Source organism: Bradyrhizobium sp., assembly GCF_035309285.1.
Taxonomy (GTDB): Bacteria; Pseudomonadota; Alphaproteobacteria; order Rhizobiales; family Xanthobacteraceae; genus Bradyrhizobium.
In genome coordinates, this window is the sequence record NZ_DATGFH010000042.1 from 58,863 (window position 1) to 73,250 (window position 14,388).

Below are 14,388 nucleotides of genomic sequence, written 5' to 3' on the forward strand. Positions count from 1 at the left end.
AACCCACTTGCAAGGAACCGCCGTTCCGGTGTTATCTCCCGCCCGGTTAGTCCGTCCGGGGGGAACCGTGGCTCGACCTGAGTATTGGCTGCGACTGAAGCCATGGTCGCTGCAGGCGTTGTTGGTGGCGATTGCGGGCCTGGTGGTGGCCGTTGCGATGCGCGAGGTGCTGGCATCGTTCGGGATGCGGCTTGATTTCGCGACCTTCATTCCCATCATCATGGTGATCTCGCTGCTTGCGGGAGCACCCGCCGGTGCGTTTACGGCGGTTTCCGCCATCGTCATCGTCTGGTGGGCGTTCACGCCGCCTGCGTTCGAGTTCAGTCCGCTCAACAGGACCGAGATCGACCGCTTCCAGCTTTTCCTGCTCGCGGTCTCCGTGCTGATCTGGTTCTCGCATCTTTGCCGTGTGATTGCGAGGATGAAGCGGCGTCCGACGTGACCCGCACACCTTCTACGCGGCAAGCTGCGTCAGGAGATCCCGAACCAATCCCTCCAGCAGGTCAAGCTTGTAGCCTGTCATCGGCAGCGGTTTCGCGCCTGATATCGCCTGCCGCGCGGCTTCTGCAATCACAGCCGCGTCGGCCGGCTTGCCCTCGAGCGCGGCTTCCGAAGCCTTCAGTCGAAGCGGCACCGGCGCGATGCCGCCCGCCGCAAGCCGCACCAGCTTGAAGACGCCGTCTGCGATCACCACGCGCGCGCACAGCTCGACCAGCGGCCATTCGGCATACGTGCGGCTGATGGCGCGCTTGTAGAGCGCGCGTTCGCCCGCGAGCGGCGCCGGCAGCGCGATGGTCGTGATCATCTCGCCTTGGCTCAGCGTATGGTCGGCGCTGCCGTTCGATCCGTTGCCGAGCAGCTCGGCGATCGAAAGCCCGTCGCGCCGGTTGGTGGTAATCAGCGCGTCATAGGCGAGCAGTGCTGCCGCCATTGTCGAGGGATGCGGCGCGACGCAAGGGCCGAGATCGAAAGCGACGCCGTAGAGATGATTGCCAGACCGGGCGGGGCAAGTGCTGCCGTCTTTCTTCAGGCAGGCGATGTGCGGATTGCGAAAATACCAGCAGCGCGACCGCTGGGCGAGATTGCCGCCGAGCGTGGCGAGATGCCGCACCTGCGGCGTGGCGAGGCCTTGTGCGCTTGCGGCGACGCCGGGGTAGCCGGCTGCAAGCCGTGCATCCGCGGCGATCGCTGCAATTGTCGTGAGCGCGCCGATGCTGGCGGCGCCGTCCGGCCCCCACGAAATGCCGCGCTCAATGCCGCGCCCGGCGGATGAATCGATATCGATCACCGGTCCCTTCGAAACGCCGCTGCGGCGGCGCTCGGAGAGATCGGTGCCGGCGGCACGGAATTCGGCGGGCTGTGCGGTCATGGTGGTGGCGTTCATGCGGCGGCCCTCCCTTTCAGCGCGGCGACGATCCGGTCGGGCCGGATCGGAATTTCCGTCGGCCTCACGCCGATCGCGTTGTAGATCGCATTCGCAATCGCGGGCGACGTCGGCACGGTCGACACCTCGCCGATGCCGACCGAGCCGCCCGCGACATGCTCGAAGCCGGCCTCGTCGAAATGCACCTCCAGCCGCGGCATGTCGGCGATACCGGGAATGCGGTAGTCCTCCATGCTCCCGGTCAGCACGTGACCCGTCACCGGATCGGTTTCGCGCGTCTCATAGAGCGCGTAGCCGATGCCTTGAATGAGCGCGCCCGCGGCCTGGCTGCGTGCCAGCGTTGGCGCTGCGAGCTTGCCGACTGCAAGTCCGGTATAGGCATTGAGCACGCGGACATGGCCAAGCCAGGTGTCGACCTCGACCTCCATCACCTGCACCGAGCTCGGCACGCCCGCGCCGACCACCATGTGGTTCATCATGCGCAGCACCCATGAGAACACCAGGCCCATAAAACCTGCCTCCCGGAGCGGCGAGCGGACACCCGCCGGCGGCGTGCCGTCGTTCGCGCGCACGGCCGAAACCGAGAGGTCGGGAGCGGCTGCGATCAATTCGCGCCATGGCGCGTTCGAGCCGGCCATCGGCCGCCGCGCCGCGGTTCGCGCAATCTCCGCCTTCAGCTTTTCGATCGCGGCGAGCGTCGGCGGCACGACCGACGCGGTGACGCGGCTGCCGCCCGAACCCGGCCCTTCCGGCAGGTTGGAGTGGCCGATGCGGACCTCGATGTCCTGCGGCTCCAGCTCGAAGGCCTTCGCGACCGTATTGGCGATCACGCTGCGCGTGCCGGTGCCGATATCCTGCACGGACGAGCTTGCGACGAGGCGGCCGCCCTTGATCGCAAGCCCGACCGAGGAGCCGGTCTGCCACAGATAGAGCCAGTAGCCCGACGCCATGCCGACGCCGCGCCGGTAGCGGCCGCTCTGCGATGAGGCCGGCTTGCGGGTCTTCCACACGTCGAGGCCGGCGGCCCAATCGTAGAGCCGCTGCCGGTTCCGATCGGAATCCCAGCGCTTGCGCAATTCGATCGGATCGACGTTCAAGCGCAGCGCCGCCTCGTCGACCGCCTGCTCGAGCGCAAAGACCATCGGCGGACCGCCGGGGCCGCGGAACGGCGCGCCGGGCGGCAGGTTGCTCAGCACGTCGAAATCGACGAGGTCCTTCGCTTCCGCCGGATAGATCAGGCGGGCGAGGCCGGCGATCAGCGAGTTGGTCGCCACGCCGGTATCGGCATGGGCGTTGAGCGACAGCGCCTTGAGGCCGCTCTGCGGCGACGGCAGCAACGCGATTGTCATCTCCGCGGCCGGGCGATAGCCGGCGACGGAAAGCTCTTCCTCGCGGTCGAAGACGACGCGCACCGGCGCGCGTGCCGCGCGCGCGAGCTCGATCGCCGCGATGGTCTCGCCGCCGAGGCTGCCCTTGGAGCCGAAGCCGCCGCCGACATGATCGGCGATCACGGCGATCTTGTCGTGCGCCAGTTTGTAGCGCTTGGCGATCTTCTCCATGACCTCATGGACGGCCTGCGTCGAGACATGCACCGTGAGGCGATCGCCGTCGAAGCGCGCCACCGCCGCGTGCGGCTCGAGGCACGCGTGCTGCTGGGTCGAGACGCGGAACGTCTCTTCGACCAGCAGCGGATTGCGCGCAGCGCGCGCTTCGCTGATCCAGCCCTTCGCGCGCTTGCCCTTCTGCGCGAACGGCGCAGTCGGTCCGCGCACATTGCCCTTCCATGGGGTCGGAGCGCCGCCGCCGGCTTCGGCGAGGTTGCCGGCGCGCTTGCGGTTCTTCTTGTCGAACACGACGGGCGCATCCGCGGCCCGCGCCGCGTCGAGCCCGATCACCGCGGGAAAATCCTCCCGATCGAAGGTGATGGCGGCAAGCGCTTCGCGGGCGGAGCGCCGGTCTTTCGCTGCCACCGCGGCGATCGGCGCACCGACGAACCGCACCATGTTGTCGTCCGGCAAGAGCGAGATCACCGCCGCGACGCCGGCCATCGCGCGCGCCGGCGCCAAGTCGAGATTTTTGATCCGCGCATGCGCGACATTGGAGCGCAGGATCACGCCCTCGAGCTGCCCGTCATGACGGACATCGACGGTGTAGCGCGCGAGCCCCGTCACCTTGTCGCGGGCTTCCATCCGTGGGGCGACAGGTTCAGCGCCATCGAAGCGCCCGGCGCAAGCCTCGCTGACGGCACGATAGATTCCCTCGTAAGCGCCGCAGCGGCAGAGGTGGCCGGACAGCGCCGCCGCGATCTCGTCGCGCGATGGTGTGGCCGTTCCCTTCGCGGCGCGCCAGCGGTCGTGGAAGGCGGCCGCCTCGACGACAAAGCCCGGCGTGCAGAAACCGCATTGCAGCGCATCGTGCGCCATGAAGGCCTTTTGCACCGGATGCAGCTTTTCGCCGCCGATGCCCTCGATCGTCGTCAGAGTCTTGCCGGCCGCGGCCTTGGCCGGACACAGGCAGCTCACCACCGGTTCGCCATCGAGCAGCACCGTGCAGGCGCCGCAGACGCCGGAGCCGCAGACGAGCTTGGTGCCGGTGAGGCCGCTTCCGTCGCGGATCACGTCGATGAGCAGCGCGTCGGGATCGTCGGGCAGCGGTGCGGTGCGGCCATTGATGGTCGTGGTGCTCATTGTCCAACTCCCGTTTTGCGTGGGGATTTCTTCGCAACAGGCGCTGATCTCTTTGCTCGCGGCGCGATGGCGCCGGCGATCAGCATGCGCAGCATCCTCTCGAGCTGCTTCAGGAAGGCGTCGACCGGCTGCATCGCGGGATAGGCGGATTTGGCGCCGTGGATCGCCATCTCGACGCAGCGCGCGAGCTCGCGCGCGGTCACGCCGCTGGAGAGTTTCAGCTTGCGCGCGCGGCAGACGCGCTCGATCGTCGCCGCGACCTCGCCTTCGAAGCGCGTGGCATAGGTCTGGTAGAGGTCGCGCGCCTGCACCAGATGCTCGGAGAACAGCTCTTCCAGATGCGGCGAGCCTTCGAGCGCGGAAAACATCGCGCCAAGCCGCGCGCCGATCTCGGCAATGAGGATGTCGGCGAGGTCGCAGCCCTTTGCTTCCGCCGCCCTTGCGGCCGCTGTCTCGGCGGCGAGCGCGTTCTCGTAGAGCCGCTCGATAACGGCGCGGAACAGCGCCTCCTTGGAGTCGAAGTGATGGTAGAGCGCCTGCCGCGTCAGGTGGGCCTCCTCGGCCGCCTGCTCGATCGAGGAGCGGCGAAAGCCGTGGCGGCGGAACACGCGCACGGCGGCATCGAGAATCCGGTCCTGGGGCGGGGCTTTGGCCTGCATTTGTCGAATTTGACAAATGGAGACAAATTGTCAAATCACGGTTTTATGACGAGCCCGCTCCCGGCATTACCTTTCGTCATGGCCGGGCTTGACCCGGCCATCCACCGTCTTTGGTGCAGTGGAGGGAAAGACGTGGATGCCTCGCACAAGGCTGCACAAGGCTAGGCATGACGAAGCGTTGGCTATGCTATGACTCTTCCCATGGACTGGCATGATCTCGAATCCTTCGCGTTCGGCGACAGCCCGGCACTGGCCGACGAGCTTCTGGCGCTGGTGCTGGCGGGCAAGAAGCGCGCGACCTGCTGGGCCGTCGCTGAAGGCCTGAAAGGCGCCGAGCTCGGCAAATGCATGGTCGTGCGGGACGGCGCGGGTTGGCCGCGCGCCGTGGTGAAGACGATTGAGCTAACGCAGCGGCGCTATGACGAGGTCGACGCCGCCTTTGCTTTCGAGGAGGGCGAAGGCGACCGCTCGCTTGCCTACTGGCGCGGCGCGCACCAGCGCTACTTCACCCGGCTGAAGCTGTTTCAGCCCGACATGATGCTCTGGTGCGAGCGTTTTGAGCTGGTCACGGCGATTCCGCTCGAGCATGTATCCTGATTTGCGCGGAGCCGACATTAACCTACTCCAGGCCTTTTGGCATGGCTTCGATCGAAGTAACATGCGACGGATCGCTTGCGACAGTTCGAGACTCGCGCACGCTGGGAAATGTGTTCCGGCATCGCGCTGACGGCCCACGCGGAGCATGGAGGCCAACTTGGACGATCCATTGAAGCAAGCAAAAGCCAAGGCCGCCGCGACCTATGATGCCGCGGCCGACCATTTCGACGACGAGCCGCTGAGTTTCTGGGAACGAATTGGCAGGCGGACGGTGGCGCGGCTCGGATTGCGAGCCGGGGATAGCGTGCTCGATGTCGGCTGCGGGACGGGAGCGTCGGCGCTGCCGGCGGCGCACATCGTTGGGCGGGACGGGTTTGTGCTGGGAGTTGATTTATCCGCGCGCTTGATCGACCGAGCTCGTTCGAAGGCAACGACGTGCGGGTTGACAAATATGGAATTCCGGCTCGCAGACATGACAGAACTCGGCTATCCGGATAGTCATTTCGATGCCGTCGTGAGCGTTTTTTCGATCTTCTTCGTGCCGGACATGGAAGGCTTGGTCCGCGAGCTGTGGCGCATGGTGCGACCCGGCGGAAAACTGGCGGTGACCACGTGGGGGCCGCGGATATTTGAGCCGGCCTATTCTCTCTGGCTGGAAGCAATCAAGCGGGAACGTCCCGATCTCCATAGCGCCTTCAATCCCTGGGATCGCATCACCGACATCGAGTCGGTGAGGAATTTGCTCCGCAATGGGGGCGTGATGAATGCTGAGGTCACTGCGGAAGAAGGGTCCCAACCCCTGCTCTCGGCAGAAGATTGGTGGACCATTGCCCTGGGATCGGGGCTCCGTTGGACAATCGACCAGATGGGACCCGAAGCGGCAGCAAGGGTCAAAACCGACAATGTCCAATGGCTGAGCGAAAACAAGATCGGTAGCATCGAGACGAATGCCATTTATGCGATTGGCAACAAACCGTTCTAGCGAGACAATACGAAGGCTAGAGCATGATCCGGAAAAGTGTGCAGCGGTTTTCCGAAAAGATTATGCTCAATCAAGAACCCGAAGCGCGATGGCGATTCAACCCAATCCCATCGCGCTTTGGGGATCTGATGAGGTAGAGAAGGCGCTTCAACGTGGCCGACGCCGCCTTTGCCTTCGATGAAGGCGAGTGGATCGTTCGCTCGCCTCCCGGCGCGCTGCGCATCAGCGCTGCTTCACCCGTCCGAAAGCCGTTCGCGCCGGACATGATGTTCTGGTGCAAGCGCTTCGAGCTGGCCGAGGCAGATTCGGCTGGAGGCCTAATCACTGTCGTAGCGATCTGTGGACCCGGCGGTCGACTTGGCTGTTGAGTTAGGCTGGATCAGATCCCAGCGGTTGCCGCAGAGATCCTTGAAAACCGCCACGATGCCATAGGCCTCATGCCGGGGCGCCTCGACGAACCGCACGCCGGCGGCGGTCATGCGCGCATGATCGCGCTCGAAATTGTCCGTTTGCAGGAACAGGAACACCCGCCCTCCGGTCTGGTCGCCGATGCGCGCCGCCTGGGCCGGACTGTTCGCCTGCGCCAGCAGCAGGCCGGCACCGGCGCCGCCCGGCGGACGAACCACGACCCAGCGCTTGCCGCTGCCGAGCGGCGTGTCCTCGCAGAGCTCGAAGTTGAGGGAGCGGGTGAAGAAAGCGATCGCTTCGTCATAGTCCGCGACCACGAGAGTGACGAGGGACAGAACTTGATTCATCGCTGAGCCAAAGAGATTGCGACACGTGCAATCCGGCACGATACACGCCGCGCGTCGCTGGCTCTACCCACCTTGGCTGACCGGGCGTAAGGTGCGATCCGCAACCAGCGTCGGCGTTAGCGGCAGGTCTCTGCCACTAACCGCGCGCTCAACCACATTGGGAAAACTGCACATGCCGAGCTCGCCTCCCGACAACCTGCCGATCTATCGCCTGCTCACGGGCAGGGACGACGAGGCCTTCTGCCGCCGCGTCTCGAAAGCGCTTGAGCTCGGCTATGCGCTATACGGTTCGCCCGCGATTACGTTCAACGGTGAGCATGCCGTCGTCGCCCAGGCCTTGATCTGGACCAGGGGTGATTGATTTCGGGCCGCCCGACAGGCAAATCGCTTCGCTTTATCAGAAACAATTTCCTCTTTATCGGAAAATGTCAAGTCGTGTTTGCGAAAATATTTTTCTTCCGTTTTTCGTAAGATAATGGTTGTCTCGCTGCGTCCCGATTCCACTGGAGGGGCGCTTCGCGATCGTCACGGACGTTGGAAGCGGGATGCGATGGACGTGAGGGTGCTCAGCGCGCATGCCGCGTGGACGAAGGCATCTTGGCGGACGAGCGAAATCGTGCGGTCCCGACGCCCCGACGCTGGCGTCAAGTCTTGCGGATGATGACCGCGAGGCGACGGAGGCTAACAAGCCCGGCACTCCGAGGAGACCACGTATAAGCCGTAAACCATCGCGCAGGGAATGCCGGTTGTTCCGGCTGCCCTGTTGTTGCTTGCGTGCGTAAGTGCACTCTTTCTTTGCACGCAAGGCTCACGGGTGCGGCCTGCACCCGGCATTCCCTGCGCCCTCCATCTTCCGAGGGCGACCTGTGATGGCATCACCCGGACGAATTTCCGCCGCGGGAATGCGGAGTTTTGGCTGTTTGATTGTAGGGTGGGCAAAGCGAAGCGTGCCCACCATGTTAAGAGGAAGGATCGTGCCGAGCTGCCGCCGAGCGAATGTGCAGGGAGGTAGATTCTTTTTTCACAGTGACTCTCGCGGATCGTTCAAGCGGCCTGCTGGTCGAACAAATCGATCGCCTGCGAAAGGTCTACCGGTCTGTCCAAGAACGCCGTCCGTTTGAAACAATCGAGCGAGGTTTGCTTGAGCGGCATTGGGGCGGAGATTTGAAAGATATTGGGGGATCGTTCGGAGAATGAATGGTGGGCACGCTTCGCTTTGCCCACCCTACAGATCGCATGCTCGTGCGGTCACTCCGCCTTCGCCCGGTACGCCGCGAAGAACACGCGCGTCGCGCTGTCGACGACGCGAGCGATCTGCTCGGGCGACGGGGCGGGCTTGGCCTGGAAGATGAACGCCTGGAACAGCGTCGCCTGGCACATCTGCATGAATTGCCAGGCGGCGAGTTGATAGTTGTCGATCGCGAGCTCGCCGAGCTTCGCGCGCGCCTCGAGATAGGCTGCGAAGCGGTCGACCGTGGCGGCGATCACCTGGGTGTAGAACCGGCTGCCAACCTCCGGCATCCGTTCGGCGATCGCCATCACGGTACGGATCGCGGATCCCCCGCCGGGCCGGCACAACAGGCCGATATAGGCCCGGCCGAACTCGGGGAGGGTGGTGTCTACGTCGCGGCCGGGGTCGAAATTGAAGGCGGTCTTGCCCTGTTCGAGCTTTTCTTCTTCGACGATCGCCTCGAACAGGCGGTTCTTGTCGGCAAAGTAAACGTAGAGTGTCCCTTTGGAGACTCCGGCGGCGCGGGCGATCTCGCCCATGCTGGCGCCGTCAAAACCCAAATCCATGAAGACCTTACGGGCTCCGTCCAGGATCTGGCGGCGCTTCGAGCTCTCCTCGTCACCGACGATTTGGAGGGCATGATGATCGGTTGCAACCATCGGTTTAGCTTCTCGCGAAAGATCCGAGCTGGAGAAACGCTTTCAAAGCGTCGAGGGCCTAATTTGCCGCTCGCGAATATGTATATTGACCGAACCGTTCGGTCAATGGTAATTTGGCGATGTGCGATGCGGTAAGGGCCGGATTTGGGCTCGGGCGCATCGCTTCCTTTTGTGAGCAGGAGGCCTCGATGGCCGCGACGAGAGACCAAGCCGCACGCGTGCTTCGCGCCGACGACGAAGCCGCGCAGCCGGCGCCAGACGCGGCAAGCGGTCTCGGCGAACAGCTTCGCACCCATGTGGCGGAAGAGACCAAGCGCCGTCCGGCGGAGGTGCCTGCTTCGCCTCCGGCCGAGACGCCGGCGGCACCCGCCGTGACCGACGCGCCCGCGCCGAAATCTCCCAGGCGCAAGTTTGTCCTGATCGGCTTTCTGGCGCTGCTGGCGCTCGCGGCCGCGTCCTACGCAACTTACTACGCATTGGTTGGCCGCTTCTATGTCTCGACCGACGACGCCTATGTCCGCGCCAACGACACCGTGCTGGGCGCGCGCGTGTCCGGTCACATCGTGGCGACCCTGCCTGGCGACAACGCGCTGGTGCGCAAGGGCGACGTGATCTTCCGGATCGACGACGGCGACTACAAGATCGCGGTCGATGCCGCGGCTACCCGGATCGGCACGCAGCAGGCGACCATCGCCCGGATCGGCCGGCAGGTCGCCGCGCAGGTGAGCGCGGTCGAGCAGGCGGAAGCCAATCTCGCCTCCGCCGAAGCGGGCATGAAGCGCGCCGACCTCGATTACGACCGTCAGCAGTCGCTGACCAGCAAGGGCTTTGCCTCGCACGCGACCTTCGAGCAGTCCGAAGCCGCGCGGGACCAAGGCATCGCCGGCGTCAAGGCCGCGCAGGCCGCCTATGACGCCGCGCGCGACAATGTCGAGGTTACCAAGGCGCAGCAGGCTGAAGCGCAGGCGCAGCTTGCGGAATTGAAGACGCAGCTTGCCAAAGCCAAGCGCGATCTCGATTTCACCTATGTGCGCGCGCCGGTGGACGGCACCTTCAGTAACCGCCTCGTCAATGTGGGCGACTTCGTCGCGGTCGGCCAGCGGCTCGGCAATGTGGTGCCCCTCGATGAGGTCTTCATCGACGCCAACTACAAGGAGACGCAGCTTCAGCGCATTCGTCCCGGCCAGCCGGTGACGATCAAGGTCGACGCTTACGGCTTCCGCAAGTTTACCGGCGTCGTCGACAGCATCTCGCCCGCGGCGGGCTCGGTGTTCACGCTGCTGCCGCCGGACAACGCCACCGGCAACTTCACCAAGATCGTGCAGCGGTTGGCAGTGCGCATCCGTGTGCCGGGCGACGTCGCACGGGAAGGCCTGCTGCGCGCAGGCATGTCGGTCCACGCCACCGTCGACACCACCAGGGGCGCCGACGATGCCGACAGCAATGCCGACCTCGATTCGCCGATGATGATCCATCCGCAGTAGCACTGAGACTGGAAGTGAAGCCGCAGCCGCGAGTCATCTTCACCTCTCCCCGACGGGGAGAGGTCGGATTGCGAAGCAATCCGGGTGAGGGGGCGCGGCTATGTCGAGGGACCGTAACCCCTCACCCGGATCGCATCTTGCGATGCGATCCGACCTCTCCCTTCGGGAGAGGTGTAACGCCCGGCGCCCACCGGAAAATACGTTGAGCAGAACCATGGCCAACGCCACCACAGCCAATTCCGCGATCGAAGTACCCGTTGTCTCCGAGCGGATCGAGCCGAAGCGGGTAGTCGCGTTCGTCATCATGGTGTTCGGGATGTTCATGTCGATCCTGGACATCCAGATCGTGTCGGCTTCGCTGTCCGAAATCCAGGCCGGACTATCGGCAAGCTCGACCGAAGTGTCGTGGGTGCAGACGTCCTATCTGATCGCGGAAGTGATCGCGATTCCCCTGTCCGGCTTCCTGTCGCGCGCGCTCGGCACGCGGCTGTTGTTTGCGATCTCGGCGGCCGGCTTCACCTTCTCGAGCCTGCTCTGCGGCTTCGCCTCCTCCAGCCAGGAGATGATCTTCTGGCGCGCGATCCAGGGATTTCTCGGCGCCGGCATGATCCCGACGGTGTTTGCGTCCGCCTATACCATCTTTCCGCGTTCGAAATTCCACATCGTCGCCCCCATCATCGGCCTCGTCGCGACGCTTGCGCCGACCGTCGGCCCCACGGTCGGCGGCTACATCACCGACGTGATGAGCTGGCACTGGCTGTTCTTCATCAACGTCATTCCCGGCATCATCATCACGGCAGGCGTGCTCGCGCTGATCGATTTCGACCAGCCGAACTTTCCGCTGCTCAGTCATTTCGACTGGTGGGGCCTCTTCTTCATGGCGGGCTTCCTTGGCGGGCTCGAATATGTGCTGGAGGAAGGCCCGCAATATGAATGGCTGCAGGACACCTCGGTTGCGATCTGCGCCGGCATCAGCTTCGTCTCGGCGATCGCCTTCTTCTGGCGCGTCTTGACCGCGCGAGTGCCGATCGTCGATCTGCGCGCTTTCACCGACCGCAATTTCGCGGTCGGCTGCATCCTGCAGTTCTGTATCGGCATCGGTCTCTACGGCCTGACCTACATCTATCCGCGCTATCTCGCCGAAATCCGCGGCTACAGCGCGCTGATGATCGGCGAGACCATGTTCGTCTCGGGCCTGACCATGTTCCTGATGGCGCCGATCGTCGGCCGCCTGATGCTCAAGGTCGACCTGCGCTACATCATCGCCTTCGGCCTCGTCACCTTCGCGCTCGGCTCCTGGCAGATGACGTACATGACGCGCGACTATGATTTCTACGAATTGCTGCTGCCGCAGATCCTGCGCGGCATCGGCATGATGTGCGCGATGGTGCCGACCAACAACATCGCGCTCGGCACCCTGCCGCCGGACCGGGTGAAGAATGCCTCGGGCCTGTTCAACCTGATGCGCAATCTCGGCGGCGCGGTCGGACTTGCCATCATCAACCAGGCGCTGAACGATCGCACCGATCTGCATATCTCCCGCCTGCATGACAGCGTCACCTGGGGCAACGCCGCGGCCGTCGATCTGCTCAATACGCTGACCCAGCGCGCCCAGGGCATGGGTGACGCGGCGATGATGGCGATGAAGCAATTGTCGCAGATCGTGCATCGCCAGGCCGCCGTGATGAGCTATGCCGATACCTTCCTCATGCTGACCGTGTTCTATGTTGGCCTGAGCGTCCTCGTCATGTTTGTGAACAAGCCAGCATCGATGGGCGCAGGCGGCGACGCGCATTAGCGCATGATCTCACGCGCTCGTTCGTTGCGCGCGAGCTTGCAAATCAGCGCCGATGCATTTATAAAGCGTGCCTCGTTGCTCGAACCGGAGGAGGATTTGCATGATGATCGCATTTTCGCAGATCACTCGTCCGCGTCCGTTTGTCATGATGGACGTTGTATCCGGCCTTTGACGGCCACCTTCGCGAGCCACGATCGGGTCAAGCGCCCCGGTCTCCAAAACTCCCGGTAAGTCACTGATATTCATCGACGCTTGCGTTCGGCTCTACTGCCGTCGCGCGTCCAGAAAATGGAGCCGGCCGCCGCGCGCGAGCGCGAGCCGGATGACGCCATGACCGCTCGACCCAACAAGCCCGCGGCGATACGCGTGGTGATCCCGTTCGTGACGCGCCACTGGCTGAAGCAGCCGTGGCTCTCGGCAACCGTTGCCGCCGGCCTCCTGGGTGCCACCGTCGCCGACCTGTTCATGCCGATCTACTCCGGCCATCTGGTCGATGCGCTGACCCTTGGCGCCGACAACGCGTCCGCGCGCCGTGCGGCGCTGGTGGCCTTTGGTGCGATCGTGGCGCTGGGCCTGACCTCGATCGTGCTGCGCATGATCGGCTTGCAGGCGATCGTGCCGTTCACGCTTCGGATCATGTCCGACGTGGCGCAGGATGCGTTCGTGCGGGTGCAGCGCTTCTCGACTGACTGGCACGCCAACTCCTTTGCCGGATCGACGGTGCGCAAGATCACCCGCGGCATGTGGGCGCTCGATCTCTACAACGACACGATCCTGCTGGCATTGTTGCCGTCACTGATGGTGTTGTTCGGCTCGATGGTGCTGCTTGGACTGCACTGGACCTCGCTCGGCCTTGTGATCGCTGCGGGAGCGCTGATCTATGTTTCGATGACGGTGGCGCTCTCGACGCTTTACATCGCCCCTGCCGCGAGAGCTTCCAACGCCTGGGACACCCGGGTCGGCGGCACGCTTGCCGACGCGTTGACCTGCAACGCCGTGGTGAAGTCCTTTGGCGCGGAGACGCGCGAGGAGGCCAGGCTCTTGCGGGTGGTCGGCGGCTGGCGGACAAGAGTGCGGCGCTCCTGGCTGCGTTACACCGCCGCCAACGCGTTGCAGCTCTCGGTGCTGCTCGGCCTGCGCGGCTCCGTCATCGGCGGATCGGTGCTGTTGTGGATCGCGGGCAAGGCTTCGCCCGGCGACGTCACCTATGTGCTGACGAGCTACTACATCATCCACGCTTACCTGCGCGATGTCGGGATGCATATCAACAACCTGCAGCGCTCGGTGAACGACATGGAGGAACTGGTCGAAATCCACGGCCAGCCGATCGGGATTGCCGATGCGCCGGATGCCGAGCCGATCGACATCCAGGGCGGACGTATCGTGTTCGACGACGTGACGTTCCTGTACGGCGGCCATCGCGCGCCGCTCTACGACGGATTGTCGGTCGACATCCGCGCCGGCGAACGCATCGGCCTGGTCGGCCGCTCCGGCTCGGGCAAGACAACCTTCGTCAAGCTGGTGCAGCGGCTCTACGATGTGTCCGGTGGCCGCATCCTGATCGACGGTCAGGATATCGCCAAGGCGACGCAGCAATCGCTGCGCAGCCAGATCGCGATCGTGCAGCAGGATCCCGTCCTGTTCCATCGCTCGCTGGCGGAGAACATCGCCTACGGCCGGCCCGGCGCGAGCCTGGCGGCGATCGAGCAGGCGGCGCGGCTTGCCAATGCGCATGACTTCATCCTGCGCCTGCCGAAAGGCTATGGCACGCTGGTCGGCGAGCGCGGCGTGAAACTGTCGGGTGGCGAGCGGCAGCGCGTGGCGCTGGCGCGCGCGTTCCTGGCGGACGCGCCGATCCTGATCCTGGACGAGGCGACCTCAAGCCTTGATTCGGAATCGGAGGCGCTGATCCAGGAGGCAATGGAACGGTTGATGAAGGGTCGCACCTCGATCGTGATCGCGCACCGGCTGTCGACGGTGCGCAGCCTCGACCGGATCCTGGTGTTCGATCGCGGCGAGATCGTCGAGCAGGGCAGCCACGCTGCGTTGACTGCGCGGCGGGACGGCATCTACCGCTCGCTGTTCGAGCGGCAGGTGACGGAGTTCGCTGCGATCACAGCGGCGGAATAAGCTGTTGCGTCGCGGCGGGATG

General features: G+C 64.5%; 12 protein-coding genes. 7 read left to right on the plus strand and 5 right to left on the minus strand.

The window, feature by feature from the left end; genetic code table 11:
- The first annotated feature begins 67 nt into the window (after positions 1–67).
- Positions 68–442, plus strand: a complete 375-nt coding sequence (locus VKR55_RS08665) for a DUF4118 domain-containing protein (protein ID WP_324401839.1) — start codon at positions 68–70, stop codon at positions 440–442.
- A 12-nt stretch (positions 443–454) separates the two neighbouring features.
- Here the strand turns inward: VKR55_RS08665 and VKR55_RS08670 are convergent, their stop codons facing one another.
- Genes VKR55_RS08670 through VKR55_RS08680 form a run of 3 tightly spaced genes read right to left on the minus strand, consistent with a single transcriptional unit; the run spans position 455 to position 4,730 of the window.
- Positions 455–1,384 carry an FAD binding domain-containing protein gene (locus VKR55_RS08670; protein ID WP_324401841.1) on the minus strand — a complete coding sequence of 310 codons (930 nt, stop codon included), beginning with the start codon at positions 1,382–1,384 and terminating at the stop codon, positions 455–457.
- Positions 1,381–4,071, minus strand: coding sequence for a molybdopterin-dependent oxidoreductase (locus VKR55_RS08675; RefSeq protein WP_324401843.1), 2,691 nt, complete (start codon positions 4,069–4,071; stop codon positions 1,381–1,383). The genes VKR55_RS08670 and VKR55_RS08675 overlap by 4 nt, the downstream gene beginning before the upstream one ends.
- A complete protein-coding gene (locus VKR55_RS08680; protein WP_324401845.1) occupies positions 4,068–4,730 on the minus strand; it encodes a TetR/AcrR family transcriptional regulator in 663 nt (220 codons plus the stop codon). The genes VKR55_RS08675 and VKR55_RS08680 overlap by 4 nt, the downstream gene beginning before the upstream one ends.
- A gap of 201 nt (positions 4,731–4,931) precedes the next feature.
- On the opposite strand from VKR55_RS08680, the gene VKR55_RS08685 reads away from it, so the two are divergent.
- Together VKR55_RS08685 and VKR55_RS08690 are read left to right on the plus strand one after the other, a co-directional pair.
- Positions 4,932–5,327, plus strand: coding sequence for an ASCH domain-containing protein (locus tag VKR55_RS08685; RefSeq protein ID WP_324401847.1), 396 nt, complete (start codon positions 4,932–4,934; stop codon positions 5,325–5,327).
- 157 nt (positions 5,328–5,484) lie between these two features.
- On the plus strand, positions 5,485–6,309 hold the full coding sequence (locus VKR55_RS08690) for a class I SAM-dependent methyltransferase (RefSeq protein WP_324401849.1): 825 nt from the start codon (positions 5,485–5,487) through the stop codon (positions 6,307–6,309).
- Positions 6,310–6,626: 317 nt separating this feature from the next.
- Here the strand turns inward: VKR55_RS08690 and VKR55_RS08695 are convergent, their stop codons facing one another.
- A complete protein-coding gene (locus VKR55_RS08695; protein ID WP_324401851.1) occupies positions 6,627–7,064 on the minus strand; it encodes a VOC family protein in 438 nt (145 codons plus the stop codon).
- 172 nt (positions 7,065–7,236) lie between these two features.
- Between VKR55_RS08695 and VKR55_RS08700 the strand changes: the two genes are divergently transcribed.
- Positions 7,237–7,425, plus strand: a complete 189-nt coding sequence (locus VKR55_RS08700) for a DUF1737 domain-containing protein (RefSeq protein ID WP_324401853.1) — start codon at positions 7,237–7,239, stop codon at positions 7,423–7,425.
- Between the two features lie 887 nt (positions 7,426–8,312).
- Here VKR55_RS08700 and VKR55_RS08705 read toward each other — a convergent pair.
- Complete coding sequence (locus tag VKR55_RS08705) at positions 8,313–8,954, minus strand: TetR/AcrR family transcriptional regulator (RefSeq protein ID WP_324401855.1); 642 nt, start codon at positions 8,952–8,954, stop codon at positions 8,313–8,315.
- Positions 8,955–9,142: 188 nt separating this feature from the next.
- Between VKR55_RS08705 and VKR55_RS08710 the strand changes: the two genes are divergently transcribed.
- From VKR55_RS08710 to VKR55_RS08720, 3 genes are all read left to right on the plus strand, one after another.
- Positions 9,143–10,438: an HlyD family secretion protein gene (locus VKR55_RS08710; protein WP_324401857.1), complete on the plus strand. Its 1,296-nt coding sequence runs from the start codon at positions 9,143–9,145 to the stop codon at positions 10,436–10,438.
- A gap of 214 nt (positions 10,439–10,652) precedes the next feature.
- Positions 10,653–12,236: a DHA2 family efflux MFS transporter permease subunit gene (locus VKR55_RS08715; protein ID WP_324401859.1), complete on the plus strand. Its 1,584-nt coding sequence runs from the start codon at positions 10,653–10,655 to the stop codon at positions 12,234–12,236.
- A gap of 330 nt (positions 12,237–12,566) precedes the next feature.
- Positions 12,567–14,366: an ABC transporter ATP-binding protein gene (locus tag VKR55_RS08720; RefSeq protein ID WP_324401861.1), complete on the plus strand. Its 1,800-nt coding sequence runs from the start codon at positions 12,567–12,569 to the stop codon at positions 14,364–14,366.
- The last annotated feature ends 22 nt before the right edge of the window (positions 14,367–14,388 follow it).